This is a genomic window from Methylomonas sp. 2F7, assembly GCF_057126975.1.
In genome coordinates, this window is the sequence record NZ_CP195203.1 from 3995274 (window position 1) to 4021093 (window position 25820).

A 25820-nucleotide genomic window follows, 5' to 3' on the forward strand; every position below is an offset into this window, starting at 1 on the left:
TTAATTTGTTACTATTAGTGAATTGATAGCTGCAACAAAATCATCATCTGGCATGCTTGAAACTCTTTTGATCTTGTAGATGGTTCTTTCAGAAAATTCGGAAGCATCATAATCATCAAAAATAGCGAATATATTCTCTTTAGACATTTCCATTGGTTCAAAGAATTCTTTACCCAAGATCAATCCTATTTTTCCATAATCACCAAAAAAATACTCTTGCAACAAAGGAATGATTTTTTTCTGAAAAGCTACTTTCAAATTATCTACACTCGAAACCGACATAAAATAACTGTGCCCAATTTGATGGTCTTTATCTAGTAGTTTCTCAATACGTTTATTGATTATATCAAGTACAACAGGCAAATTGATATTAGCTACAACACCATTGTATTCTTTCAATTTGCCTTCTGAGGCTATTAATTCCGGTTTCGGTGGCATTTCCTCAAAAATAAATCGTCTGCGCAATGCGGCATCCAAAGCCTCTACACTTCTATCAGCAGTATTCATTGTGCCAATGATGTATAGATTAGAAGGCACTCCAAACTTTTCTTTGCTATAGGGTAAAATGACCTCTAATTCTTCGTCTTTTCCAAGACGCTTATCATCTTCAATTAATGTAATTAATTCTCCGAATATCTGCGAAACGTTGCCACGATTGATTTCATCTATGATAAGTACAAATGCTTTTTCTACGGTATCAATCGACCCACTTAAGGAGTAAGATTTTAGTTTTTCTAAGATAGCTGGATAATAAATACCAACACCTTGATTAAAATCGAATTTCCTTAAGCCATAGTACAGTTCCTTCAATGTATTAATGCTTAATGTATGGCCGATTCCACCACTTGCTTTTCTGAACTGAATTGAATGGTTCGTAAATCCGGTAATTGTAAAGTCTTTGCCTACAGTTTTTAATTGAAATTTAATTCCAGGATTGGCTTCCCATTCTTCTTTCAATTTATCGAATGCAGACTCAAAAGATATTTTACTTTTATTTTCAGCTTTTGCATTCTCATAATTTGATTTCGCTTCATTACAAATCTTTTTGAAAATCCCATCTTGAACATCATATTTTACAAATGAATCACCAATCAATGGTTTCAATGGCTTTATACCCTCTATAAAGTCTTCATAACTCATACTCTGATGGAATGTGGTAAACATAATCTGCCCTTCTTGCATCCTGGCATCAAAGATTTCTTTTATTTCTTGTCTTGATTTCCCATCAATATTTTCACCTATAATATCCAAGGCTTTATTGATAGTGTTATATGTTTTTCCTGTTCCTGGCGGACCAAATAAGATTTGATTTAATGGCATATTCATTAGTTTTGATAAATTACCTGAAGTTGAAGGCGTTGCTTCATATTCAAACTTCGTATTGAAAAATGGTATGAATAGCTTTTGGTTTGCATCACTTATTTCGTGTTGTGGAATGGCAATACATGTCGAATTATTGTTAGGCGTCCACCACTTTTTATCACCCTGATATGAATTTTCATTAACTGCTTCAGATATAATTTCATAAGATCGTTGCAACCATCCATCATCTCCAAGACTTCCATATTCACATTTTTCAGTTTCACCAATAATTTTCCCGATAACTTCAAGATTGGTATTACCTCTACACAAATAAAAATAATCTCCTACTTTCATCTTATGAGAAAAGGTGTCGCCTTGAGTTTGTTTGCTTGTGGCCATTGCCGATGTGTCGCGATGAACAATAATTAGATTATTTTCATTGCAAAAAGTAAATTCTTTTTCATTAATATCTTTACTGCTCATTGAAACTTTGTAAACCGTTTCATTGGGCTCTAATCGTATTTTTAAAATTGAATTATTGGTAGAGCTGCCATAAACTCTTTTATTAAAGAGCGCATCGTGGTAGGAAAAGAATGTATCGAATCTGTATCTGCCGTTTTCAGTAATTTCTATTTTTATCTTTTCAATTCTATTAACATTATTGGAGATGGAACTTTTACGTTTAATGCTTTTATTTTTTTTAAGCATTTCATCCAGTGTTAATCCTTCTACACTGATGTTAACATCAGCTGTTGCAGGAAAATTAATCAAGCCAGCATTTGTGTTAAGCTTTACATTTTCAAGTTGTTTATTGGAATTTATAATTACAATGCGATCATTACTCTTAAAATTCCCTTTTAGCTCATTGTATTTATCTATGCCTGATAGAATGTAATAACTCACAAAATTTTCAGACATTGCAGAGGCAATAAGTTGACTAATATTTACTTTTTGAGGGTGAATAAAAGGCTGAAAATTGGCTTTTACTCTCGAAATTAGTTCAGGATATATTTCGTGCAGCTGTAAAAACTGGTCATTTGAACAATTTACTTCCTGGATATTAGTACACTGTATGCTTTTAAGTTTATTGATCTGGCTGATTGTGCCAATTAATAATTTTTTGCTCGCTAAAAAAATGGCATTGTCATTTACGTTGAGCTCTCCATACACATTGTGCCAACGGTTTTCAGCAGTGTCTTCCCACAACACAGTTTTATCCGTAACATTGTATTGCTCTAACTTGCTTATCCGTGTTAATAATGTTTTTGCCATATTTGCTATTTTCGATGAAATTTTTTGTCTCACGCCCTCAAACAAAGGCTTGTGAGCTTAGTATTAGATATAGATTACTTGCACTAAATTTTCAGTTATTCACTATCACAAGCATTCAATTTGGTACTTCCGTAACTTCTTAATGTAACACAGGTAAATCAAGGCTCACTTTTACTAGATTTTGCTGCAAAGAAGCAATGGAGAATACTATCCCTTTTTTGTGTGAGTGCGTAGCTACCGATCACTAGCGGTCTTTGAATGCCATCTTTACAAGGTTAACTAGCCATTCACAGGCAACTTTCAAGTGGTTCCAATTGTTCGTTATGTAAAGCTTTGCGCAACGGCCACTTCATATAATGGCCGAACTGTGCCTGTTAATGCCTGTTCAAGTTGAAATACGTTTTCTGAATTGTCAGATTGAAGCAGGACTTTTAAAATTAATCGATAACAAATGTAATTCAACTATGTCCTTTTGAAGCTGTTTATTTGTCATTTTGTTTGAGTGGTCGCCAATACTTCCATCACCCCCTTGTAACTCTCTGTCAATAAAGCCACGTGCTTTGACAAGTGCACAACTTGCCGATTCAGCTCGCTCATGTCCCGCGAGTATTGCATCGATAATTTTTCCAAAGCCGTGGCTAAATGCCGTTCCAATTCTGTCATATGCTGTCCCTATCCCTATTTTAAAATCCTGAATCCATCTTGGAAAACCTGGCTCTCGTCCACTCTTGCACAAATTTGGCGATACTCCCCGCACCGGCTTAAGCTGATGTTTCCACCCTGCTGATTCAGCATATCCAAGATATGTTTGTTCCGTTGGATTTCCTGTAATTGCACACTTATCTGATTCGCAAAATATTGCATCGTCGCGCAGCTGCCGCCAAAGATGCCGAGACAAAGACTCGCGCCGATAGCGAGCTGCTTGATCCAGCTCATCCTGAGCAACTTGTTCAGCTTTTTTGCACTGCCTTGGCTTTCCTGTAGATTCATCACCAGGTCTTTGTCCAACGCCTGGAACTGGTTTACCATATCGACTCTGATTGTATCGAGCGCGTTCTGATATTCGTATTTCAAGCTCTGCAAAAGCAGCATCTGTTCTTGATTGTCTTGTTTCTTGATCGACCTCGGCTTTGCCTGAATTTTCTGGTTCAAGCGTTCGTTCAATGCTCCATGACTGCTCATATATAACTCCCTTTAAGCGTATTTTTTGATTTGTTTCCCTGTCCAAAATCGTGACGTAGTTCCGTCCCAAGCGCGGAATTTCAAAATCCAATCCTTGCAGCGCAATCACAATTTGTTCCCGATTCGATATCCGACCCTCTTCGATCTCGTTAAGCAAATAGTCTTCAATAATTTTTTTGCTTTCAAGCCGCGCACCTTTTATTAAAGCATCACAGCGTGGCTGCGTAATTCTTGCAATGCCAGGGTTTAACGATACATCAGGACTTCTCCAGGCATATTTTTCATTAAAATAATCTCGTAAGGTGTCGTAATAGGTCTGCCAACCGGGTGGCGACGGGTTATAAGATTTACCCGATGAAAGTTCAACGCGCGGAATGATGATGTGAATATGTTCGCTGTCGGCATCACGGTGTAAGACTGCTGTGTAATCGAATTGATCTGGCTGAAGACCTGCAAAAGCTAGTCGCTCGAACTCATCAAGCACTTCCTGAATTTGCTCATCAGATGGTTTGTCTTCAGGATGCCATGCAATCACCGCCGAGCGATATTTATGTTTGAACTGTAACGAATCAGCCAGCGCTCCGATCTGAAACGGATTCCCGCGCAGAACTTCTGGTGCAAAGGCTCTTTCTTGCCCTTTATGATCAATGTCGCCCAGCACGTATCTAATTGCCGATGAGCCTTTCCCTTGGCCTCTCCCTAAAAATTTAATATGCATCGTTCGCCTCGCCATTCTCGACACGAACTCCGCCTGACTGACTAGCAGTCCGAACAACGAGCTTTTGTAAGCTTTGCTCGATTGCCGTTAGTAAAATCAGAACCTGCACAGCTTCTGCGGCAGCCTTATATTGGTTACACCATTTAGCAATTTGGTTTAAGTTTTGCCCGATGCGGCGAATTTCGCGAATCCTTTCGCGCTCGATTTCCATATCTTTGGCAGTCCAGGTTTTGACCCGACATAGGCTTTGCCGGATCAGATCGGCAACATTACAACCAGCCAATGCCGCTTTATCGTAGATTACCTGCTTTTCACCATTGGTAACCCGAATCTTGATCCACTGGGATCGCCTATCAATTTTACTATCCATGTTTGCCTCAAATTCCATTTAAAGGTATTCCTTAAATTCCGCAGGAACTCACGGTAGTGTGGGTTCAAAGGGCAGAGCCTTTGCCAGCTCCAATGGGGATTCGAGCCTTTATGGCGAAAAATGTACCCCCATTGGGTCGGCTGGCTTAATATGAAAAACATATTTCTATATTTAATAGTTTAGCTTAGATTATAAAAATGCCTAATAATTTCAACACAAAACAGTAATATTTTTCTAAAGTCAAACACACCTAACTTTGAAAATCAAAAAAAGCCATAATACTCTGTTTTATAGAAATGCATTTCCAACATCTGTTTAAACAACAATCATGCGTTTTACAACCCTCATATCCTCAGAGCTTATCAACAATAAAAAACTCTTTACAGACCTTGATTAAGCTACCTATCGATACCATCATATTATTAGCATACTAACTAAACCACTTTATGATCCCTATATGCTTTAATGAGCAGCTCAGTATCAGACTCTGATTTATATTGACGCTTATCTTTTTCAATTCCAGACACATCAAACAAATTTGCAGCTTTCTTAAAAATTCTTAACGCTGATTCATCATCCAAGAGCTTATCTCTAAAAGACTCACAGGATTTGTCGAATTTATTACTGTTAAATGGCTCAAGCTTTTCACCAAGCACAATAAGCCTAACTAAAAACATTAAGTGAAAACGTGCTTTTTTGTATCTAGCATCCAAGTCGCCATTCCGAAAAAACTGTTCAATCCGATAGTAACAAAGCGCGCTTACATAATATGAAGACAAATTATGTTCATTGGAAAATATCTTCCCCTTAAATCTATTAACTATAGTTCCATAGTAACCAGATACTAGATGAGGCGAATCTAGAAAAACGGAAGCAAACGATTTAATTTGTATTGGAATAGATATTATCTGAGTTCTTTTTATGCTTGCATCGGAATTATATTGTTGCGATCTTCTTTCATAATGCAAGGGAATGGTTGTTTTTTCAGCATTATAGTAAAGTTCTAACTTCCTTTGAAATGCGCTCAGGGCTTCAAGTTGTTCGGTTTTTACTTCCGTTTGACTATTTGTTGCGAGAGTGATGCTGGTCTTAATATCGTCATTTTCGGTTACAATAATTTTTATTGGAACAAAGACGCTTTCTATTCCTTTGATGGCCTGACAATCATGGAGAACATGACTCGTTTGACAGCCATTTACAACCTGATAATCTCTAATAGTAAATCTATTTCCGGCAGGCGTCAGAGAAGATGCAACTACAGTCACACCATTGTTAAGAACGCAAAAAAGATCAAACTTCCCTTCTTCTAAGGTATTCTTAATTTTTTTATTTACTGAGTTATCACCTTGAAAATCACGAATATTATCATCAAATATGCTATGAATTGTTCCATTTTCATCTTGTACAAGCTTAAGGTATTCAGAAAAAGGAATAACACCCAAATAAGCCTCAGATATTCCATCAATATCTGGCAAAGTAATTCTACTTTGGAAGTTAACAGTTGTAGTCAACTTGTTTTTTGTTTCATGAAATAACTTTTGTATTTCAGAAGCTCCAATTGGCTCAAGGTGAATAGTCTCGAATATACCAATATCTTCTATCTCTTTTTTTCCCGAATCAATGATTGCAAGAAGATTTTGATCGTTGACCCATTTTCCGGTGCAAACATAATACAATCTACAAATTGGTCTTCGATTAACCATATAGGACGACATTGATATCAATAAATCCCACATTGCTTTCATTTTTATTATTTTTTCATTCTGAACCAATCTCGGGGTTTCAGCCAAAAAATCTTTAACACCATGTATAAATGTTCCTATTTCTGACCCGTCAAAAGAAGATGAAGACTTTGACTGGATAAATGTAATGTCAGCATCCAAGTGACCAACACCAGCAACAACTTCTTTCAGCTCGTCTTCATCTGTTACTAAACGCCCATTAACAATTAGGCTTAGCCCATCAATTGCCGAATCTCCCCCTGAACCACTGTGAACATCTTCCAACTCAAAACTTCCTCTATAGTTTTTTGTTGTTACACAATAGTTTACAAAATGCTCAAACTTCACTGAATCTGATAACTTTTTAAGCTCGAATTGCTCAGAAAATGTATTCAAGAGTGACTCTGTAATCTTATCCATTGATTTTCCTTATTTGTGGCATTTTTTGATTTTTCCTACGCTTGCAAGGTAGAAAAAACTTCAAACATTTTATGCAAATATTTCTGTCCATCAGACATAAACAATACATTGCAAGCCTCTAAATCTTCTTTTTCGCAAGAAACGTTTAGCAGATTATTGAACGGAGTCGGTGACACAATAAAAGCGCTTAAACTCAACTTTGGATCACCCAGCTTTTCTTCCAATATTTTGACCTCTTTATACAAACCCAGCTTGGGATCGTTCAGGCTCATTTGGCGCAAACCTTTGGGATCGACAAAGCTTAGCCATTGCTGCCCAGTAGCATCATCTACCAGCCACAATAAGAAATCAGGATAGAAGTTACCAGCCAACGCAAAACCCAAGCCCTTTGCCTTGGTATCCGCGTTTCGCAATAAATACAAACTACGGTTGCCAATTATTTTTTGCCCATCGGTTGAACGGTAAAATTCCTCTAAGTCACGCACAAATTGCACTTCACTGGGGGCATCAAACGACAGAGGACGCATTTTTAGCGGAACATCCCCTTCTACGGCAAACAAGGGATAATATAAATGGCGATCAAAACATATTGCGACCATTTGGCCCGCATTCCATTTACTGGCTTCGCCTAATTTCCCGCTTTCCACCAAAACCTGAAGCGCTCTGATTTTCTTTTCATACTCTTCGCCATCGTCGTCATTGACGATTTCGAAGTGGTATTGCTTCAACAATATTGCATCGTCTTCTTTGACATTTACAATGTCATAGAACTGCCCTTCGTAAGCAGTTTTCAACGATTTATAGAAGCGATCCGTATAGTCCAGCAACAGCCTTATCAGAATATCTTCTTGCTTACGAATATCGGCAATTGTGTTGATCACTAATTCGGATGGTGGAACATATAGCGTGTACCAATCATCGCTGCTCAGGCAAAAGCCCATCAATCGCGCTTTGTCCAACCGCAGATTACTCCATGCGCGGAGTTGCTTAAATTCCTGAACCGCCAAATAAATCCGGTCGAAATCGAACAAAGCCATGTTTTGTTTGGCCAGTTTGCCTTTGATGCGGACATTAATATCTGGTTTACCACTACCTTTATCTTGGCTGCTCAGCGCCTCAATTTTGGGATACAAATCTAGCTCGATATGCGCCGACTTGATCTTGCCTTTAAATTCGCTAGGTACTTCATACAACCACGGATAATGGGTTCGCTTGAACCCTTTAACCTGGTTATCTTTGTAACCATCTTTCAAGGCCAAGGTTTTCAGCGGCTTTGAGGGCAAATTGATACTGGTTTTAAAATCCAGCTCGATCAGTTCATCGGATGGTGTGATGCCTTCTTCCTTCAAATAGTCTTTAAAGGCCGCCATGTAACCGGCATTCACGCCAAAAATGTTTAGTGTTTCCAAGCGTTCCAAATGTACGCCTTTGGGACGTTGCGATGGTGTACTGCGTTTCAGCGAATAGTCTCTGCCTTTCAAACGCACGCCACGCCCGAACAACTGGATAATCTGCGAACCTTCGCCTTTACCCATGTTTAGCAGGCCCATGGTCGAAACCCGCCAACTGCTCCAGCCTTCGGTAAACTTGCGGGAACCGATCAATACATGCAGGCGACTATCCTTATCGTTAAGGGTGCCAAACATTGATCCGCCAAAATCATCGGCTTCGGTATCAAACAATTTGGCATTTTCCGATTTCTCGGCTTCCTTAAAAAATCCGGTATCGTCGCCGATATTGATCAGACCAAACGGTTCGGAATCGCCGACGCGCAAAACCAGTTCACCTTTGCTGCTTTTCAGGTTAACGACTTTCAAGCGTTGTCGGACATCGGCATTGAAGAGTTTTTTCAAAATCCCGGCATAAACATCATCAGCCGTGTATTGCATTAATGGTGTGAACCGATCATGAAAAATGTTGCGACCCTTGCTATCCAGAAGTCGCGCCGTGTTGGACAGCAAATCTTGAAGCCATCGTTTGGTCTTGGCTTCGTCGTTCAAGAATCCCGCCAAAAATCGCACGACATTCAAAATATCGGAATCTTCGCCAGACACGGTATTACCGACAAACACCCACAAGGGTTTTTCGATATTAAAATCGGCCAGTTTGTCTCGGTTTGCGCCCCATAGATATTGCTGTTGATAAAAGCTCAGCAGACAGGCCGTAAAGTATTGGCGTGCAATATCCTCTTGCTCATAATCGTCGTCCTTCAGATTGAGAATCAGCGATTCCTTGCCGTAACCGTCCTCATAGAAAAATTTGTACGAATAATCGAACAGTATGCCTTTGGCGTAAATCTCCCTGGTCGCCATGGTGCGGGCTTTGCGCTTTTCAGTGCTGGTCAGCATCAATTGTGCTTTTTGATCATCATCCAATTTTTTCAAATTGGTGGTCTCAAATAACATCTTGGCTTTCTTTTTACGGATTTCGTCTTCCGCCTTGCTAACGGTCAAACCCTTGGCAACAGCTTGACCAAATGTAGCGGAGTATTCAAAGGCAAAGCCGCCATGCACCAAGGCTTCACGCCGACTCATCCAGGCACCTGCTGCCGTGCCGGTGCCACGGTGGCCTTCGTCGACCAATACTAAATTGTTGCCCTCGAAGGCATCGACCGCGACTGTTTTGTCGCCCATTTCATCGCCCAACTTGTTAATGTCGATAATTTCGATGGCACCTTTAAACAAGGCATTGGTGGTTTTCTTATCGAACAAATGGCAGAAGTCAAAGCCGGATAATTTTGCTTCATCCAAATGCTGCCGCGACAAACCCTCATTCGGGGTCAGCAAGATGATTTTGTCGGGGTAAAGATCGTGCTTGCCGTTTTGGAAGTAATGCAGGTACTGCTTGATGTTTACATGCAGCAGTAAAGTTTTACCACTGCCAGTGGCATTCCAAAATGCCAGTTTATTTAACTCGTCCGCGTCAAAAGCCTGGAAACGATGTTCGGCATCTTGGGCGTGATTGTAGGTCTGCAAGGACTCATTCAAGCCATTCAGTAACTGCTGCCTCTGATTAAAATACCAATCCAGATAAATTTCGGTAAATAGCAACGACAGGTACTGAAAATACTTCATGTTCAGCACGGTGCCTTCCAGCTTATTGCGCCGCTCGGTGATGGCATTCCAATGCTGCACTATGTTCAGGTCATAGCGGCGTAAATCCTGGTGGCTGATACGATCCACTGCAAACAGGGTATGCTGCAATTCGTGGAAAAAACCGGTTTGCCCATCTTCGTCGATGCCTTCATGCCGGTCTTCGCCCAAGCGATCTTTCAATGCCGACAAACTACCACCTTTGAAAAAACTCATCATGAATTGGTTTAGGACCAACTCCTGGTGGAAGCTGCGTTTACGATTCTTACTCATCCCACTACCCATTCCGTTGGCATTTTGCCTGCATCCGATTTGAGACGCACTGCGTCACATATTTAACATCGCTCATTTGTTATCCCTCGGCTTGGCACTGGTCAGTAACTTGGCAGCCGCTTCCAACTGCTCGAACTGGTCGCGCTCGCCTAAAGCTTCTTTTTCAGCACGACGTTGCGTCGCAAACAATTCATATTCCGAATGCGCCTTGCTATCGGCCTGCTTTTTTGTACGTTTGCCAGCATGAGGCAAAACCTCACGATCATTAAATCGCAAAAAATCGTCTAACTTTTGCTCCCAATCCTGCATAAATACTTGCTTGCGCCGACTGGCTTGATCTTCCGCAAAATCCAGCCACATAGTGACGATACGGTTAAGCTCGGTCACCTCATCCGCTGACAGATAATTTTTGGCAATGGTGACATCGGTTTTACGCACATCATTGCCAGCCCACGTCGTTAAGCCTGCATTGGGTTTGGCATGATTGACGCGGGCATCGATGATTTCGGCAGCGGTCATGCCGGTGACGGCAAAATGGAGCTTGTTTTGAATGGTACTGAAAAAGCGGGTGGTCTCCGGCAATGAAGGTTCATAGTCAGCCGCCAGAGCAAAAATTTCCCGCACCCGTAAATACATTCGACGTTCACTGGCACGGATGTCACGCACCCGCTCCAGCATTTGCGTAAAGTAATCCGGCACCGTAGAACCTGCGACCGGTGGATTTTTCAGGCGCTCGTCATCCATGACAAAGCCCTTGATGATGTATTCCTTCAGTTGCTGGGTAGCCCAGATACGAAAGCGGGTAGCAATGACGCTTTTGACGCGATAACCTACTGAAATGACCATATCCAAGTTGTAACTATCCAGCGCACGTTCTACCTGACGATTACCTTCTTCGCGAACCCACAAGATTTTCTTGTAAGTTGCTTCCGGTGATAACTCGCCCTCGGCATAAATATTTTGAACATGCTGGCTAACATTTTGCTGAGTCGTTTGAAACAACTCCGCCATTTGCAGTTGGGTCATCCACAGGGTTTCATTCTCCAAGCGGGCTTGGACTTTTACTTTTCCGTCTTCCTGCTGGTAAAAAACAATCTCGCCTACCATCACACCGTCTCCACATCAAACATCCGGCTCAGGAATTCAGGCTCGATCTGGCGGATTTTCAGGGTTTTGGTTATGCCGCCTTCGTTCTCAAGGCTGGTGAATACTGCCGGAATATTGTGGTCGCCGTTGATGTAAACCACTTCGTATTCGCTGTCTGCTGGGTTGATTGCCAACTTGTCGCACAAACGATTCAAGGCTTCATAATCGACTTGTTCAACATCACGCCATAACACCAAGGTTTTCTCGCCGCTGGGTAATACACCAGTGACTAACACGAAACCTTTATCGATTTGCATGTCGAACAGTTTTACATTTAAGCCGATCAAATAATTAAAGGTCTCCACCAAATCGATGGGCCGTTCTTCATAGGCTCCCGCCGAATCGACGGTAACCTTGAGTTTAAAATCGAAAGGTTTGGCGAATTGTTCAACGGATAACAGCGAACCACGGCTTTCGATGTCCAGCATGTAGCTCAATAGGTAATCGTCTTGCGCAGATTGCGGCAAGGATTCCAGTAAATCCGTTTGTTGCTGGGTACGGCGAAGCTCCAGGTTATTCAGGGCGTCTTCGTAGCTTTCAATTTTTAGAACCTTGAAGGCGTGGGAAATGCCAGTGTGCGAAGCGGTGGCTTTGCCTTCTTTCCAGTCGGCGGAATATACAGCTTTTTGGATGCGGGGTTTTAAGACAGTATTGAAATAATCACCTTGCTCTACCAGGATATATTTTTTTTTCTGCTGAGACTCGCGTAAATCATCAATCAATGCATGTGCTGTAGTACCAGAACCAGCAAAGAAATCCAATATAATGGGGGCGCTAGTTTCGCCTGTAATGTGTTCAATGCATTTTTTTATCAATTTAATAGGTTTGGGATTGTCGAATAATGAAGACCCAAACATCTGTTTAAGTAACGTACCACCATCATCTGTAGTACCTGCATCTTTATAACTCCATACGTCAACGGGAACCATCGCATCTTTTGCATCTGACAAGAAAGACTTAAGCCTAGGATACTCATAACCACCATCCAATCCCCAATAAAGCCTATTTTCAGAAACATGGTTACGGTGTGTTTCTATATCATATTTCCAAGCATGTGTAGGATGCTCTACTTCCGCCCCGGTAAAAGGATTTTTTATTTTATAAACTAAATTTGCTCTTTTTGCTTTCTCTGCTGGATTAACATAGGACGAACTAATCCAAACGCCACGAGGATCGTTGTCAGGGTTTGTATAGTTATCTTTTGAACTATCTGACCGTGGTTCCTTAATTTCGGTCAATGCTTCTGAGCTTCTGTAAACTGTTACAGTATCCTTCAAACTATAATATTTTTTGGCATTATTGCTTCTTGTATATCGTTTTTCCCAAGCAATATCTGCAACAAAGTTATTTTGACCAAAAATTGAATCGCATAAGAATCTAGTAGTAGCTACTTCAACGAAGTCAGTAGTCATGAAAAAAAGCGATTTTTCCGAAAAAAGAATTTTAGCTTTCGATATTCTGTTTTCTATAAATGTTGCCCAAGAGGAATGACTATAATTGTCTTTATAAACAAATTCATCAACACCAGTGTTATATGGCGGGTCGATAAACGTAGTTGTTATTTTGTTAACAAAGGTTTTATCAAGAATATTCAACGCTTGAAAATTATCACCATGGATCAGTAAACCATCCAGGCTATCGTCCAAATCATGGATTGCCGCCAATAACGATTGCTTGAATGACGAATCAAACAAGGCGGTATCAACCATCAGGTAAGGGTTTTCCTGTAAATAGTCGACGGTACCGACTGCCGCCTGATTGATTAGATCGGTTTCACCATCTAGCATACCCAACCCTTTCCATTGCGCCCATTGTTTAGGATTGGCAGCGATGGCATCGAGCAAAGAAGGTGCATCTTTAATGATGCGATCCAGTGTGATGCAGTAATGGGCTGAGACAACGAATTTCTTTTTCAGCCACAGCTTTTTTTGGAAATCTTCCAGTTGGGCCAGGAAAGTAATCAAATCCAGAGCAATCGAGCGTAGGGTTTGGATCATGCGCAGGTTGTGTTCGATGTCGGCAAACTTCTCGGCATGCTGCACATCGTCCAGGTTCATCACTTCATTCTTGATGTAAAAATCCAGCTCGCGGCGCAGGAAAGCGCCTAAATCTTTATGGATGAAATAATCGGCAGAATTTCTGGCGGTGTAATTGGCAAGGCATTTTTCCAACAAGGTGCGCTGCGGATTTTTTTCGGTGGGTTCTCGATTGGTTAAATCCAGCCAGTGAGCTTTGACAATCGGATGATTGAGGATGGTTTTGGCGGCCTGAGCCACCAGATCATCCTGCTTGCTACCTTTGGGCATGGCCTTGTATTCAAAGCGTAATACCAGTTCGCCATTTTCTTCGGCGACAGGCTCCAATTGCTCTTGGTATTCTTCGCCTTCATCATCGTTCACAGTCCGTGACTGCTGATCGATCAAAACAAAACGGCGCTCTTTGTCAGTATCCTTGCGGTTGTCCTTGGCGGTATCCGCCGCGACTAGTCGGAAGCGCACACTGCGGCCATCGTCGAGTTTGAAAGCGTAATTGGAAAAGTTTTCCCCGCTTTTAGTGTAATACTGATCTTTGTTGGCCCAGTGCAAGATCACTTCTTCACCGGCATAAGGAATGGCATAGGTATCGCCTTTGTAGCGGCGTTGGCTGATGAAATCGCCTTTGTCGTAGTAGCGCGAGAAAAAGGTCAGCAAATGGGTGAAAACGGCGTTTTCATGTTCCGAACTGCTGGCTGTATAGGTAGCCAGCTTTTGTTTGATCTCTTGAATTTTTGGCACCGAGCTGGGATCGATGCCATCTGCGGTGTATTGGGCTTCCTTGTCTTTCAGTTCCTTCTGCAAGCCTTCCAAATTGGCGGCTCCAGATGATGCCAAGCTTTCGGCCACCTTTGCTTTTAGACGATTTCCCAGGTAATCATTGATCTCAACTACTCGGGCATTAAGGATGCGATAAACGCCGAAATCCAGCTCGGGTTTATCAATCTGAAAAATTTCTTTTAACTTCGTTACGAGATCGTCGTATTTGCTCATGTCAGGCTGTGTTAGTTAATGCGCGGTAATGCGGCTAAAAATTATTATTGGTATCCGGGACAACGTTGTTTTTAGTCTGGCCAATCATCCAAATGGCTCACAATTTCTCCCTGCTTTTTTTTCCATGGAATTATCCATTGGTTGTTCTGCTTGTCAGCTAAAGAACAGGAGACCAATCCAGCGGGGTATTGATGATCGGCAACTTTTATCAGTCATTACACGACATGCCATTCAATCGTAAATAACGACTGTGATTCCGTCTTTTGCGTCAGGCGACGTTCCAGTGATTCTATCAGTGCATCGCGTTTTTCAATGATGCTATCTTCCACCTGGAAAATTTCCTGCCGTTGCCGACGCTGCTGTTTTTCCAGTTTGATGATTTTCTGCTGAATGTCGTGTTGTTCATCAAGATTGGTAGCTAGGCGAGCCTGACGTTTAAGTATTTTGATTTGCTCCTTGGTGTCCTTTAGGGCTTTTTCAGCGGCCAGGACGAGATCGTCGGCCCATTTTTCCAGCTTTTCACGGGCTTCGTTGAAGTAAACGTTATTGGCTTCCAGGGATTGACTGATGGTGGCTTTGATGTGCTGTTGAGCATCTGCGGCAAGCTTGGCTTGTATTGCATCCGATATTGCAGTTGTTCCCGCATCTTCGGCCATGCAGCTAAACAGCTTTTCGCAGGTTTCCTGATCCAATGGCTGACCTTGATCATCGAAGCCGGAGAACAATAAATGCTCTTCGCGCTCATAGCTTTCGATGGCAAGCAGGGTCAGCATTAAATGGCCGCGTTTACCTTTTAACGCTTCTACCAAATGCAACCGCGTCGGATGCTGGCTGATGTTAAAATTGATCCGTGAAGGTACTGTGGCTAATGCCTTGGCTTCATCGACTACATACTCCCCTAATGGATGAGACAATCGGTACAAATATTTGCCGTACTCCGCATGTTGATCCTCTATGCCATCGGCTTTGGTTTCCGGTGCCGTTTTCGATATCAGGTGGTACCGACCAGGCTGGATGTATTGCTTGGGTGGTTTGGTTAGGATGAAGGATAACTCTGCATCGATAAATCTGGCTTTATCGCTCAGCATGAAATGAGTTAACGACCAGAAACGTTTGCTAAACTTATCCAATTGAACTTGGGCGTCGTGTAATCGAACGCGCAGCCGTTCGTGAACGTCTTCATCAAAATTTTCCAACAGCATTTTGCGCGTATCAGTCATACGAGCCTGAATGCGCTCGTCCATCTCCGCTTGCAGGGCTTTGAATGCCGCTTCGATTTCATCAGGAGTGCGGCATTGTTGATAGATGGTCAGGATACGTTTTTCAAAATCCACACCGGATTCTATGGAACCCAGCACTTCATCAGAAGCACCAAACACGCCATTAAACAGATTGAATTTTTCTGTCAGTAACTGCAAAACGCGGCGGTCGGCGTCATTACGTTCATTTAAGAAGTTGATCACTACGACATCGTGTTGCTGTCCATAACGGTGGCAGCGCCCAATGCGTTGCTCGACGCGTTGAGGGTTCCAAGGCAAGTCGTAATTTATCAATAACGAACAAAACTGGATATTAACGCCTTCCGCTGCCGCTTCGGTGGCAATCAGTATGCTGGCGTGGTCGCGAAAATGCTCAATTAACGCCGTTCGTATATCAATGTCCCTGGAACCAGCTATGCGCCCAGTGCCTTGATTTTCAGCCAACCATTTTTCGTAAATCGCGGTTGCTTGGGAGCTATTGTTAGTGCCGCTGAACTCAACGACTTGATCAGCATAGCCATTGGCTTCCAAGAAATTTTTTAGATAAGCCTGTGTCCGGCGCGACTCGGTAAAGATCAGCGCTTTACGTTGGGCACCGGTGGTGGCCATTTGCTGAAAGCCTATATCCAAGGCATTCAGCAAGGTGCGGGTTTTGGTATCTGTCCCAATGCCTTTTGCCCAATTCGCTAAACCGTCCAGTTCGGCAATCTCAAGATTTAGCAGTTTGCGATCTATTGTCGGAGTTTCGCTGCCGCTGTCGTCTTCCGGTGAATCGAGATCGAGAATTTCATCCAGAAGTTCGTCTTCGATATCTTCTTCGCTTATCAACAGCTCAGTAAACTCAGGATCATCATTGATTTTTTCATCACGTAGCGCTTCCAACCTGATTTTCATGGTTTCCAGCGTACCAGCAATTGCTAATGACGATGATGCCAGCAGTTTGCGTAAAATTAATTCGGTGAGGTGGCGTTGGCGTTTGGGGATGGCATAGCTGTTTTCCCTCAGCAAAAAGGCCGTGACCGCTTCATAAAGCTTGTGTTCGTCGTCAGTGGGACGGAACGGAAATGTGGTTGCTCGGCGCTCGGTATAACGAATGTACTCAGTAACTTGATTTCGAAGTGTACGGCGACAAAAGCCTGATAGCCTTTGCCTCAAACCATCCAGGTCACCACCGGCATTAACGTATTGGCTACGGAAGGCGTCGACATCGCCGAACAAGTGTTCATCGATCAATGTCGATAAACCATATAACTCAAGCAGTGAGTTTTGAAGCGGCGTAGCTGTTAGCAACAGCTTACGGCAATCTTCTAACGCCCAGCGCAGACCTTGACCGATCTTGTTACTTTCCCGATAAGCATTACGAAGTTTATGGGCTTCATCTATTACCGCTAAATCCCAGGAGATGGCTTTTAGGTCGTCGCGTATCTTGTTTGCGTAGTTGTACGACAGAATAACGATGCATTTTTGATTAAGCGGGGATTTGCTCATTTTGAGCGCGTCACGCCAAGTTTTGGCATCTAACACGACCGCAGGCAGGTTGAATTTTTCTTCGAGCTCTAGCGCCCACTGCTTGCGTAGCGATGCGGGGCAAATCACTAATAAACGCCTTCTGCGTTCCGACCAATATTGGCAAAGAACAATGCCAGCCTCGATAGTTTTGCCCAAACCCACTTCATCGGCCAGCAAAACGCCTTTCGATAAGGGCGAGCGTAATGCAAATAATGCGGCTTCGATTTGATGAGGATTGAGATCGACGGAAGCATCGAACAGAGACTGAGATAGGCGTCCCGCATCATTAGCACTATGGCGACGAGTCAGGTCGTACGCGAAATATTTTGCGTGGAATGCGGTGATTGTTGATTGGGTGTTCACAGTCTTATTTTTCGTCCTAAACGCTGCCATTGTTAAGCATCAAACGTTCTACTGATGCTAAACGTATTGTCCCACAACATGGGTTATTTAGACCTATTCACTTTCCTTGTGATTTTAGCTTGGCCGTAAATTTTAACGTTAATAGCAAATCCAATCTCATCAAAAATTCATACAAAAAGACATGATTAATAAGTCATGTATTAACACTATGCATTATCAAGATTATCATAGAATAATTTTGATTATTATTTATGAATTATGTTTATCAGGAAGAGCTTGATTATCATAACAACATTGATTGTCATGATCAAGATTTAAGCCCGCAACTCTATCAAGCATTAAACCTAATAGACAAAGATACGGCTTGTTCGATTATAGAAATCATTGATAGCGAAACGAACAGCCCAATTCATTGTACCAAATGGATCGATAGAATTCATAACGCATTGAATTTTGTTGACAGAGAAATGCTTGATTTTGATTATCAAGCCGTAAAAAAATCAGCTAAATTAATTAGCAAAAAAATCAATAAACTTTATTTAACAACCAACCATTGCGACCCAGAAGCATTAGTGGCACTGTTTTATTCTGAAGAAAACAAATCAATACAAGCCCCAAAAATCAGATTGCCACAGCACAAATCTAAAGAAAAGTTCTTATCTAACATTACTGATGAGAGCTGGTGGAGAAATAAACTTATACAAACGATTGAACAGAATCGAGAGCATTTACGCAATCTCATTGGATTGATTAACGAGCACTCGCCCTATGCATCTGATCAAGCGGTTAAGAGGAAAAAAATCTCCGATAAAAGAAAAGAAAAACACCTAAAGCAGACATTTGTTTTTTCTAAAAAAGCTGGAAAAGACATAAGCCTCGCAGATACGATTAAGACAAAAGAGCAGGTGTTTTCTGAAAAATGGTGCATGCTAAAAGGCATTGATGAATATGCTCAAAAAAATGGCATGCTTTCAGCAATGATTACCATAACAGCTCCTGCTGAATACCATGTGTCACCATTTAATTTAAGCAGGCTTACAGCCATAGATGCCAACGAATGGATTTCAAAGAAATGGCATAAAATCACAAAGTCTTTTTTCAGATACAAGAACCAGCATTTTGGCGTGCGTGTAGTGGAAGCCAATATTGATGGCACACCGCACTGGCATGTCCTGATTTACTTTGAAGAGAGCATTAAGAGCAAGCTTCAATCAATATTAACGAGAGCCTTCAAAGTCAAAGATATTGATAACCCCCTAATCAAATGGCAAGACACTAACCGTGAAATCGGAACGTTTTTAAGCTACATGACCAAGTCTATAGTTCCATCTAGCTTAGCATCGTTCAATAGAATACTCTCCGGTAACAATGTCAGGATTGAAGCATTCAGATCAACATGGGACTTCAGGTCTATACAATTTTTAGGATTGCCCAAAGGATGCGTAAAGACTTGGCAAACACTACGAAAATTGGTTAATCGCAAAGTTGCAGATAAAAAAGTCAGCCATCTTTTAAATCGCATCAAAGGAAATGATTTCTGCATATTTCTGACTGCTTATATAGCGGGTGACATAGTCTTAACACACGGTAAAGACAAAAAAATAACGGACATTAAAGTTTTTGGGCTATCAATCTTTAACAAAAAAGATGAACCAAAAATAGAAAATGTGAAAGTTAATCCTATTAATAATCTAAATAACAGGGATATTGTAAAAAACAAACAAAACTCTAACAATATTTATACATGCTTTGACTTTTTTAAAAAAATAACCCATCAAATAAAAGAAAAAATACTGAAAGCACAAGAAAAACTATCAACAACTTCGATTTTTAAACGTTTAATGAAAAATAATTCTTCATAGATGCTTTGATAAGCAGGCGCTCAAAAGCATAAGGAGTTGTGAAATTTGTTTTCAGACGATTTGTAGTGATATGAGCTATAAAAGCACCTAGCCAATAAATCAAGTAGCATTTTTATGCGCTATTTTTTATTAAAAAGTCATCCATTGTTAATGTTATTCCATTCGCAGCAGCCTTTTCTATTGCCTCGGTAAAAATCTTCGGCCTTTTGCCTCTGCCGGACCATTGTACGCCCTCGCACTCGTATTTCATTGCAAGAGGTGTTTTTGTTGATAGAGACGCCTTATTCTGGCTATTACGGATAGGCAGCTCAGATTCACCAAAAATCTGATCAGCTTTAATGCCGTACTCTTCAATTTTCTTTTTGATGTCTGCAATGATCAAAGGTAATTCTTCGGCTTTAAGTGCCTCGGCCTGTGCTTGAAGCGTTCTAATCTGGTCTTGTAGCTCGTGATAAGTTGCCATGCTTTTTACTCTGAATGAAATAAACGTGCATGCATTTTAACAACGCATGAGTGATTTGCAACATGAATGTTTCAGGATTAATCGCCATGAACATAAAAAATAACACTATGCACCTTGTTTCCGATTTTCATATGTCAACCTATAATACGACCATGACTGGATTATACGGACTGTTCTTCAGATAATTGATTAACATTAATGAGCGAATCTTAAAAACCCCAATCATAAGATTAACAAAACTTAAACCACCATTTATCACGACTATGACACTAATATTTTATGAAGACTTAAAACGTGCGACAGGCTATGAACGCATGGCTGACGTAGAAAACTGCCTGAAAAAAAATGGCGTGAAAATTCTTTTTGGCAAAAACAATCAGATTTTCACAACAATAGATGCATTAAATGCCGCGCTTGGAGTTGGTGCAAAAATCGATTCAGTTAACGATAACCACTATGGAGACATTGAATTTTATGAGCGCTAAAAAACAAGGCAGACCCCGTTCTAGCACAAAACACCCACAGCACGTTATGCTTGATAAAGTGCCACCTTATGTCTGGTACAACAGTTCGGGCCAGGGCAAATGGATGCAAAAATACTTTGATAATGATTTATCAAAATGGCGATCCAGAAAACTTTGTTCGAGTAAGGCTACATTAGCTCAGATTTGGAATGCATTCGAAAACACCAAGAAACAGACGCAGGTTACTTTTTTAACGCTTTCTCTTGAGTTCCAGAAAACAAAAGCCTGGAATAAATATATGCAAACAACCAAAGATGATTATTTAGGGTGTCATCGGTCGATTTGCATGAGAAAAACATCTAGTAATCAGCTATTGGGTGATCTGCCAATTACTGCTTGGGATACGGTTTTTGCACGGCGCTATCTGGATAAAAGGCTTGAAGAATCAGTCACTCGTGCTAACCGTGAGCTCTCATACATCAAAGCCCTATGTAAATGGGCCGTACAGTATGGAAAAATTAAGACAAATTTTGCGGAATCCCTAATTAAAACCGAGGAGAATCCTCGTCAACACACGCCATCCGATGAAGATTATGAAATTTTATTAAAAGCAGCACGTCAATCACCCTATGATTACATGGGACCAGCTATGGAGCTAGCATATTTATGCAAAATGCGCCTCGTTGAAGTTTTTGAACTTACTGATGCCCGCTGTCAGGAAGAAGGGTTATTAGTAGTAAGGCATAAAGGAAGCCGCGACACAATCAATGCCTGGAATGACAGATTAAATAATGCCATTAATGCGTTGATTGAAAGACGAGCTGAAATCTTTGCCAAACGAGAAAAATCTTTACCCGAAAATCCTGGAGAGCTCTTTTTGTTTTTTAGCAAAAAGACGGGGCGTCGGATTGAAAAGAGCAGCTTTAAAACCGCTATGGCACGGATTAAAAAACTAGCAAAAGAGATGAATCCTGAATTTGTTGACTTTGCCTTTCACGACTTGAAACGAAAAGGTGTTACTGATACGAAAGGTAGCGATGAGGACAAGCTAATTGCAAGCGGTCATCGAACAGCGCGAATGCTGAAAACGTATGACAAAGAAATCCGTGTTGTAAAACCAACCAAGGATTAGTGCCGAACTAGTTCTTTGCTTAAAAGACGGGTGGATGGCTGAAAAAAACCGACGAATCTTGGAAAATCTTTTTCACCAGACTTTTCACCAGATAAGTTTATTATGATGCTTTTAAAACTGAAACCCGTTGATATTCAACAAGTTATTGGGGTGAACGATGGGGCTCGAACCCACGACAACCGGAATCACAATCCGGGACTCTACCAACTGAGCTACGCTCACCATAATGATGAATTTTTGCGATGGCACGCTTGGCAGGACTCGAACCTGCGACCCTCGGCTTAGAAGGCCGATGCTCTATCCAGCTGAGCTACAAGCGCAAATCTTGGTCGGGGTAGAGAGATTCGAACTCCCGACATTCTGCTCCCAAAGCAGACGCGCTACCAGACTGCGCTATACCCCGAATTGACCTTCTTATTATCCCGAAGAGCAGAAGCACTCCAGAAAGATCGCTATCATAAAGACATAGATTAATTACGTCAACAGATTTTTTACTTTTCACTAACAAACTCTTTTTAGCCTATTACTGATCAGCACAAACATCGACATAATGTATTTGAAGTTTTAATCCACGACGCAGTCCAGTCCGTCCACTTTTTGGAAGCCACGCGGCAATGCTGTGCCACGATTGGCACGATGACCGGTATATTGAGCAATATCCATAGCTTTGAGCGTGACATGCCGTTTACCGGAGACGATTTTCAATTCGCTGTTCGTCGACAGCGCTGTTACCGCAACCACCGCATCCTTACCGGAAGCCAAGTCCCCGCCAGGAATCTGAATCAGCTTATTCCCCTTGCCTTTCGCCAGCTCGGGCAGATCCAACGCCGGAAATATCAACAATCTGCCCTGCAATGTTGCAACCGCCAGCAAGTCGTGACCAGTTGGAATTGACGCTGGGGTTAAAACTTTGGCGCCAGTCGGCAAACTCAACAGGGCCTTACCGGCCTTATTTTTACTTTGCAGTTCTTTTAACTGCACTCGAAAACCATAACCTGCATTGCTAGCAATCAACAACCAATCGTCAGGCTGCCCGGTGAACACATCGGTAAACAAACTGCCGGGCGGCGGATTAAGCCGACCTGTCAGCGGCTCACCCTGACTGCGCGCGGACGGCAGATCGTGGGTGGTAATCGTATAGACCCGCCCGGTGGAATCCAACACATAAGCAGCCTGGGTAGTTCGGCCTCGCGCTGACGACAAATAGGCATCGCCGGCTCGATAGCTGAGACTTTCCACCTCGATGTCGTAACCCTTCGCAGCGCGTATCCAGCCTTTTTGCGACAGAATAATAGTGACCGGCTCATTGGCGATTAGCTCTGTGGTATCCAACGCCTGCGCAGCATCACGCGCGACGATGGGCGAACGACGATCATCGCCGTATTTTTCCGCGTCGCGCTCGATTTCCTTGCGGATCAGACGATTCAGCAATCGCTCGGAACCCAAGGTTTTTTCCAGCGCCTGCCGTTCTTGCTCCAATTCGTCTTGTTCGCCGCGAATCTTCATTTCTTCCAGCTTGGCTAAGTGGCGCAGCTTCAGTTCAAGGATGGCTTCGGCTTGCAAATCGCTCAAGCCAAACCTCTCCATCAAAACCGGCTTGGGATGATCTTCGGCTCTGATGATGGCAATCACTTCGTCGATATTCAGATAAGCGATGAGCAAACCTTCCAGAATATGCAAACGTGCCAGCACTTTATCCAAGCGATATTGCAAACGGCGGCGCACGGTTTCGGTTCTGAAGCTGATCCATTCGGTCAAAATCATCCGTAGATTTTTGACCTGCGGCTTCCCGTTCAAACCGATCATATTCATATTGACCCGGTAATTTTTCTCCAGATCAGTGGTGGCGAATAAATGCGACATTACCGCATCGACATCGATGCGCTTGGTCTTGGGAATAACCAGCAAGCGGGTGGGATTCTCGTGATCGGATTCGTCGCGTAAATCCTCGATCATTGGCAGCTTTTTTGCCAGCATTTGCGCGGCAATTTGTTCCAGCAACTTGGCGCCGGAGACTTGATGCGGCAAAGCGGTGATGACGATGTTGCCATCTTCCAGCTCATATTTGGCACGCATCTTCACCGAGCCATTGCCGGTCGCATACATTTTTTGAATATCGGCGGTAGACGTGACGATCTCGGCATCAGTTGGATAATCCGGCCCCTTGATATGCGTCAGCAGGTTTTCCAGTGGCGTTTCAGGATCGTCCAGTAATTGCAGACAGGCGTTGGCGACTTCGCGCAGATTGTGCGGCGGAATGTCGGTGGCCATACCCACTGCAATGCCCATGGTGCCGTTCAACAGCACATTCGGCAAGCGGGCCGGCATCAGGCTGGGCTCTTTCAAGGTGCCGTCGAAATTGTCGGTCCAGTCCACCGTGCCTTGACCCAATTCGCTGAGCAGGGTTTGCGCATAGGCGGTTAAGCGGGATTCGGTATAACGCATCGCCGCGAAGGATTTTGGGTCGTCCGGTGAACCCCAGTTGCCCTGGCCGTCGATTAACGGATAGCGATAAGAAAAGTCCTGCGCCATCAACACCATGGCTTCGTAGCAAGCAGAATCACCATGCGGATGGTATTTACCCAGCACGTCACCGACGGTGCGTGCCGATTTTTTGTACTTGGCCAGCGCGGTCAAACCCAGTTCCGACATCGCATACACGATCCGGCGCTGTACTGGTTTCAGGCCGTCGCCGATGTGCGGCAAAGCCCGGTCCAAAATCACGTACATGGAGTAATCCAGGTAGGCTTTTTCGGTGAATTCTTTTAGCGGGAGTTGTTCGAAGTTTTCCTGTACACCCATTGTTTTGCGAATATTCCTGTGTTGTAAGCCGGCGAATGGCGGCGCGATATAGGGTCGCTAAAATACCATAGTCACGAAAGGATGGCGTATCGGAAATCGGATGCAGTCAGCTGGACAAGCCTGGCTGGACCAGGAAAGACGCGGAAAATCTCACGCGAGCACAAGGCAAGGCAAGTAATTTATCAAGCTCTGTTACTATGCAATTTACAGCGACATTAACCAAGGGCAAACGTGACTGAAACCAACTCCACCAAGGTCAATTGCCAAAACTGCAAGCTGTCCGAATTATGTTTGCCATTTGGTCTACAACAGTCCGAAGTCGAAGAACTGGTGAATATAATTCGCGAACGGCGGCCGCTGCATATTGACGATTTACTTTATCGGCAAGGCGATACTTGTCGCAGTTTGTATGCCATTAAATCAGGCTCTTTCCGGAGCTTTATCGCTAACGCGGAAGGCGAAGAACAAACCATGGGATTTTATTTGCCCGGAGAATTGATGGGGCTGGATTCGCTGCAATATGGACGTTTTACTTGTACCACAGTTGCGCTGGAAACCGCCTCGGTTTGCGAACTGCCGTTAAGCAATCTCAATGAATTATGCGGCAAGATACCTAGCTTACATAGCCAGCTGATGCGAATTTTAGGTAAGGAAATTGCGTCCGATCACGACAAGATTATCTTGCTTGGACATCGCTCCGCTAAGGAACGGATGGCGACTTTTTTATTGATGCTCTCGCAACGCTATGCAGCATTGGGTTTTTCCAGCACCTCATTCAATTTAACGATGAGCCGTCTGCATATCGCCAATTTTCTGGGTCTGACGATTGAAACAGTCAGCCGACAGCTTGCTTATTTAAGCCAACAAGGGGTTATTTCCGTTAAGCAACGCGGGATAAAAATCCACAATTTAAGCGCGTTGAGAACCGCGGTTAATTCTTGCACTATAAATTGCACAGCCCACGCCGGTGTCCCGGATTGATATTGCCGGACCGAAAAGACACGGCAATATCGCATTCCAAGCTAAAGCCGCTTATTTAATTTCTTTAGAGGAATCAGCTTTTGGTTTGCTCGGGCCAACACCTTGCTCGCCGCATGCGGCCAGGGTGGTTACTGCGATAACTAACAATAATACTTGGCTGATTAATTTCATAAGTTTTCCGGTTGTGACGATGTTTTTATAATTCGCCTTTGCCGCGCAACTGCGCATTATCAAAGGAGATGCACTTCAAGCCATAAGGCTTGGACAACATCATGACATTGATCGGATAAGGCCATTTGATCGATGTCAAATGGCTGTAAAATGCCAGGAATATATTTAATAACCGCGCAGCAGTAGAGATAAAATAGCGGCCCGTCAGATCGGTTGGTCTTATCAAAATGCCCCCAACAGCGTTAAATTCCTACTCCGAATAGCATCTGCAAAAACCGCAGACGCTGAAATC

The 25820-nt window shown here is 42.6% G+C and carries 15 protein-coding genes and 3 tRNA genes; 4 read left to right on the forward strand and 14 right to left on the reverse strand.

The features are described 5' to 3' along the window. The 8 genes from ACR64Q_RS17970 to ACR64Q_RS18005 form a co-directional block, all read right to left on the reverse strand. Positions 1 to 2574, reverse strand: coding sequence for an McrB family protein (locus ACR64Q_RS17970; protein ID WP_483823377.1), 2574 nt, complete (start codon positions 2572 to 2574; stop codon positions 1 to 3). 412 nt (positions 2575 to 2986) lie between these two features. Continuing rightward, positions 2987 to 4474, reverse strand: a complete 1488-nt coding sequence (locus tag ACR64Q_RS17975) for a relaxase/mobilization nuclease domain-containing protein (RefSeq protein WP_483823378.1) — start codon at positions 4472 to 4474, stop codon at positions 2987 to 2989. Beyond that, complete coding sequence (locus ACR64Q_RS17980) at positions 4464 to 4862, reverse strand: plasmid mobilization protein (RefSeq protein WP_483823379.1); 399 nt, start codon at positions 4860 to 4862, stop codon at positions 4464 to 4466. The genes ACR64Q_RS17975 and ACR64Q_RS17980 overlap by 11 nt, the downstream gene beginning before the upstream one ends. A gap of 416 nt (positions 4863 to 5278) precedes the next feature. Further along, positions 5279 to 6985 carry an AIPR family protein gene (locus ACR64Q_RS17985; RefSeq protein ID WP_483823380.1) on the reverse strand — a complete coding sequence of 569 codons (1707 nt, stop codon included), beginning with the start codon at positions 6983 to 6985 and terminating at the stop codon, positions 5279 to 5281. A 35-nt stretch (positions 6986 to 7020) separates the two neighbouring features. After that, complete coding sequence (locus ACR64Q_RS17990) at positions 7021 to 10350, reverse strand: DEAD/DEAH box helicase family protein (protein ID WP_483823381.1); 3330 nt, start codon at positions 10348 to 10350, stop codon at positions 7021 to 7023. Between the two features lie 72 nt (positions 10351 to 10422). Next, positions 10423 to 11457, reverse strand: a complete 1035-nt coding sequence (locus ACR64Q_RS17995; protein ID WP_483823382.1) for a virulence RhuM family protein — start codon at positions 11455 to 11457, stop codon at positions 10423 to 10425. After that, positions 11457 to 14522, reverse strand: coding sequence for a site-specific DNA-methyltransferase (locus ACR64Q_RS18000; RefSeq protein ID WP_483823383.1), 3066 nt, complete (start codon positions 14520 to 14522; stop codon positions 11457 to 11459). Before ACR64Q_RS18000 ends, ACR64Q_RS17995 begins: the two co-directional genes overlap by 1 nt. A 215-nt stretch (positions 14523 to 14737) precedes the next feature. Further along, on the reverse strand, positions 14738 to 17653 hold the full coding sequence (locus ACR64Q_RS18005) for an SNF2-related protein (RefSeq protein ID WP_483823384.1): 2916 nt from the start codon (positions 17651 to 17653) through the stop codon (positions 14738 to 14740). Between the two features lie 251 nt (positions 17654 to 17904). Between ACR64Q_RS18005 and ACR64Q_RS18010 the strand changes: the two genes are divergently transcribed. Beyond that, positions 17905 to 19515 carry a replication endonuclease gene (locus tag ACR64Q_RS18010; RefSeq protein WP_483823385.1) on the forward strand — a complete coding sequence of 537 codons (1611 nt, stop codon included), beginning with the start codon at positions 17905 to 17907 and terminating at the stop codon, positions 19513 to 19515. A 112-nt stretch (positions 19516 to 19627) separates the two neighbouring features. On the opposite strand, the gene ACR64Q_RS18015 is transcribed toward ACR64Q_RS18010, so the two are convergent. Further along, a complete protein-coding gene (locus ACR64Q_RS18015; protein ID WP_483823386.1) occupies positions 19628 to 19978 on the reverse strand; it encodes an H-NS histone family protein in 351 nt (116 codons plus the stop codon). Between the two features lie 314 nt (positions 19979 to 20292). Between ACR64Q_RS18015 and ACR64Q_RS18020 the strand changes: the two genes are divergently transcribed. After that, the gene (locus ACR64Q_RS18020; protein WP_483823387.1) at positions 20293 to 20463 is read left to right on the forward strand and encodes a hypothetical protein; all 171 of its coding nucleotides are present in this window, start codon (positions 20293 to 20295) and stop codon (positions 20461 to 20463) included. Beyond that, entirely contained in the window at positions 20453 to 21574 is a 1122-nt protein-coding gene (locus ACR64Q_RS18025) for a site-specific integrase (RefSeq protein ID WP_483823388.1), read from the forward strand. Before ACR64Q_RS18020 ends, ACR64Q_RS18025 begins: the two co-directional genes overlap by 11 nt. 146 nt (positions 21575 to 21720) lie before the next feature. Here ACR64Q_RS18025 and ACR64Q_RS18030 read toward each other — a convergent pair. From ACR64Q_RS18030 to parC, 4 genes are all read right to left on the reverse strand, one after another. Next, positions 21721 to 21796: transfer RNA gene (locus ACR64Q_RS18030), tRNA-His, on the reverse strand. 21 nt (positions 21797 to 21817) lie between these two features. Next, a tRNA-Arg gene (locus tag ACR64Q_RS18035) sits at positions 21818 to 21894 on the reverse strand. 6 nt (positions 21895 to 21900) lie between these two features. Beyond that, positions 21901 to 21977: transfer RNA gene (locus tag ACR64Q_RS18040), tRNA-Pro, on the reverse strand. 161 nt (positions 21978 to 22138) lie between these two features. Next, positions 22139 to 24376 (reverse strand): DNA topoisomerase IV subunit A, encoded by a 2238-nt coding sequence (gene parC / locus ACR64Q_RS18045; protein WP_313732606.1) that lies wholly within the window; start codon positions 24374 to 24376, stop codon positions 22139 to 22141. 231 nt (positions 24377 to 24607) lie between these two features. Between parC and fnr the strand changes: the two genes are divergently transcribed. Beyond that, positions 24608 to 25357, forward strand: a complete 750-nt coding sequence (fnr, locus tag ACR64Q_RS18050) for a fumarate/nitrate reduction transcriptional regulator Fnr (RefSeq protein WP_026602275.1) — start codon at positions 24608 to 24610, stop codon at positions 25355 to 25357. A 196-nt stretch (positions 25358 to 25553) separates the two neighbouring features. On the opposite strand, the gene ACR64Q_RS18055 is transcribed toward fnr, so the two are convergent. Beyond that, positions 25554 to 25754 carry a hypothetical protein gene (locus ACR64Q_RS18055; RefSeq protein ID WP_026602276.1) on the reverse strand — a complete coding sequence of 67 codons (201 nt, stop codon included), beginning with the start codon at positions 25752 to 25754 and terminating at the stop codon, positions 25554 to 25556. Positions 25755 to 25820: the final 66 nt, after the last annotated feature.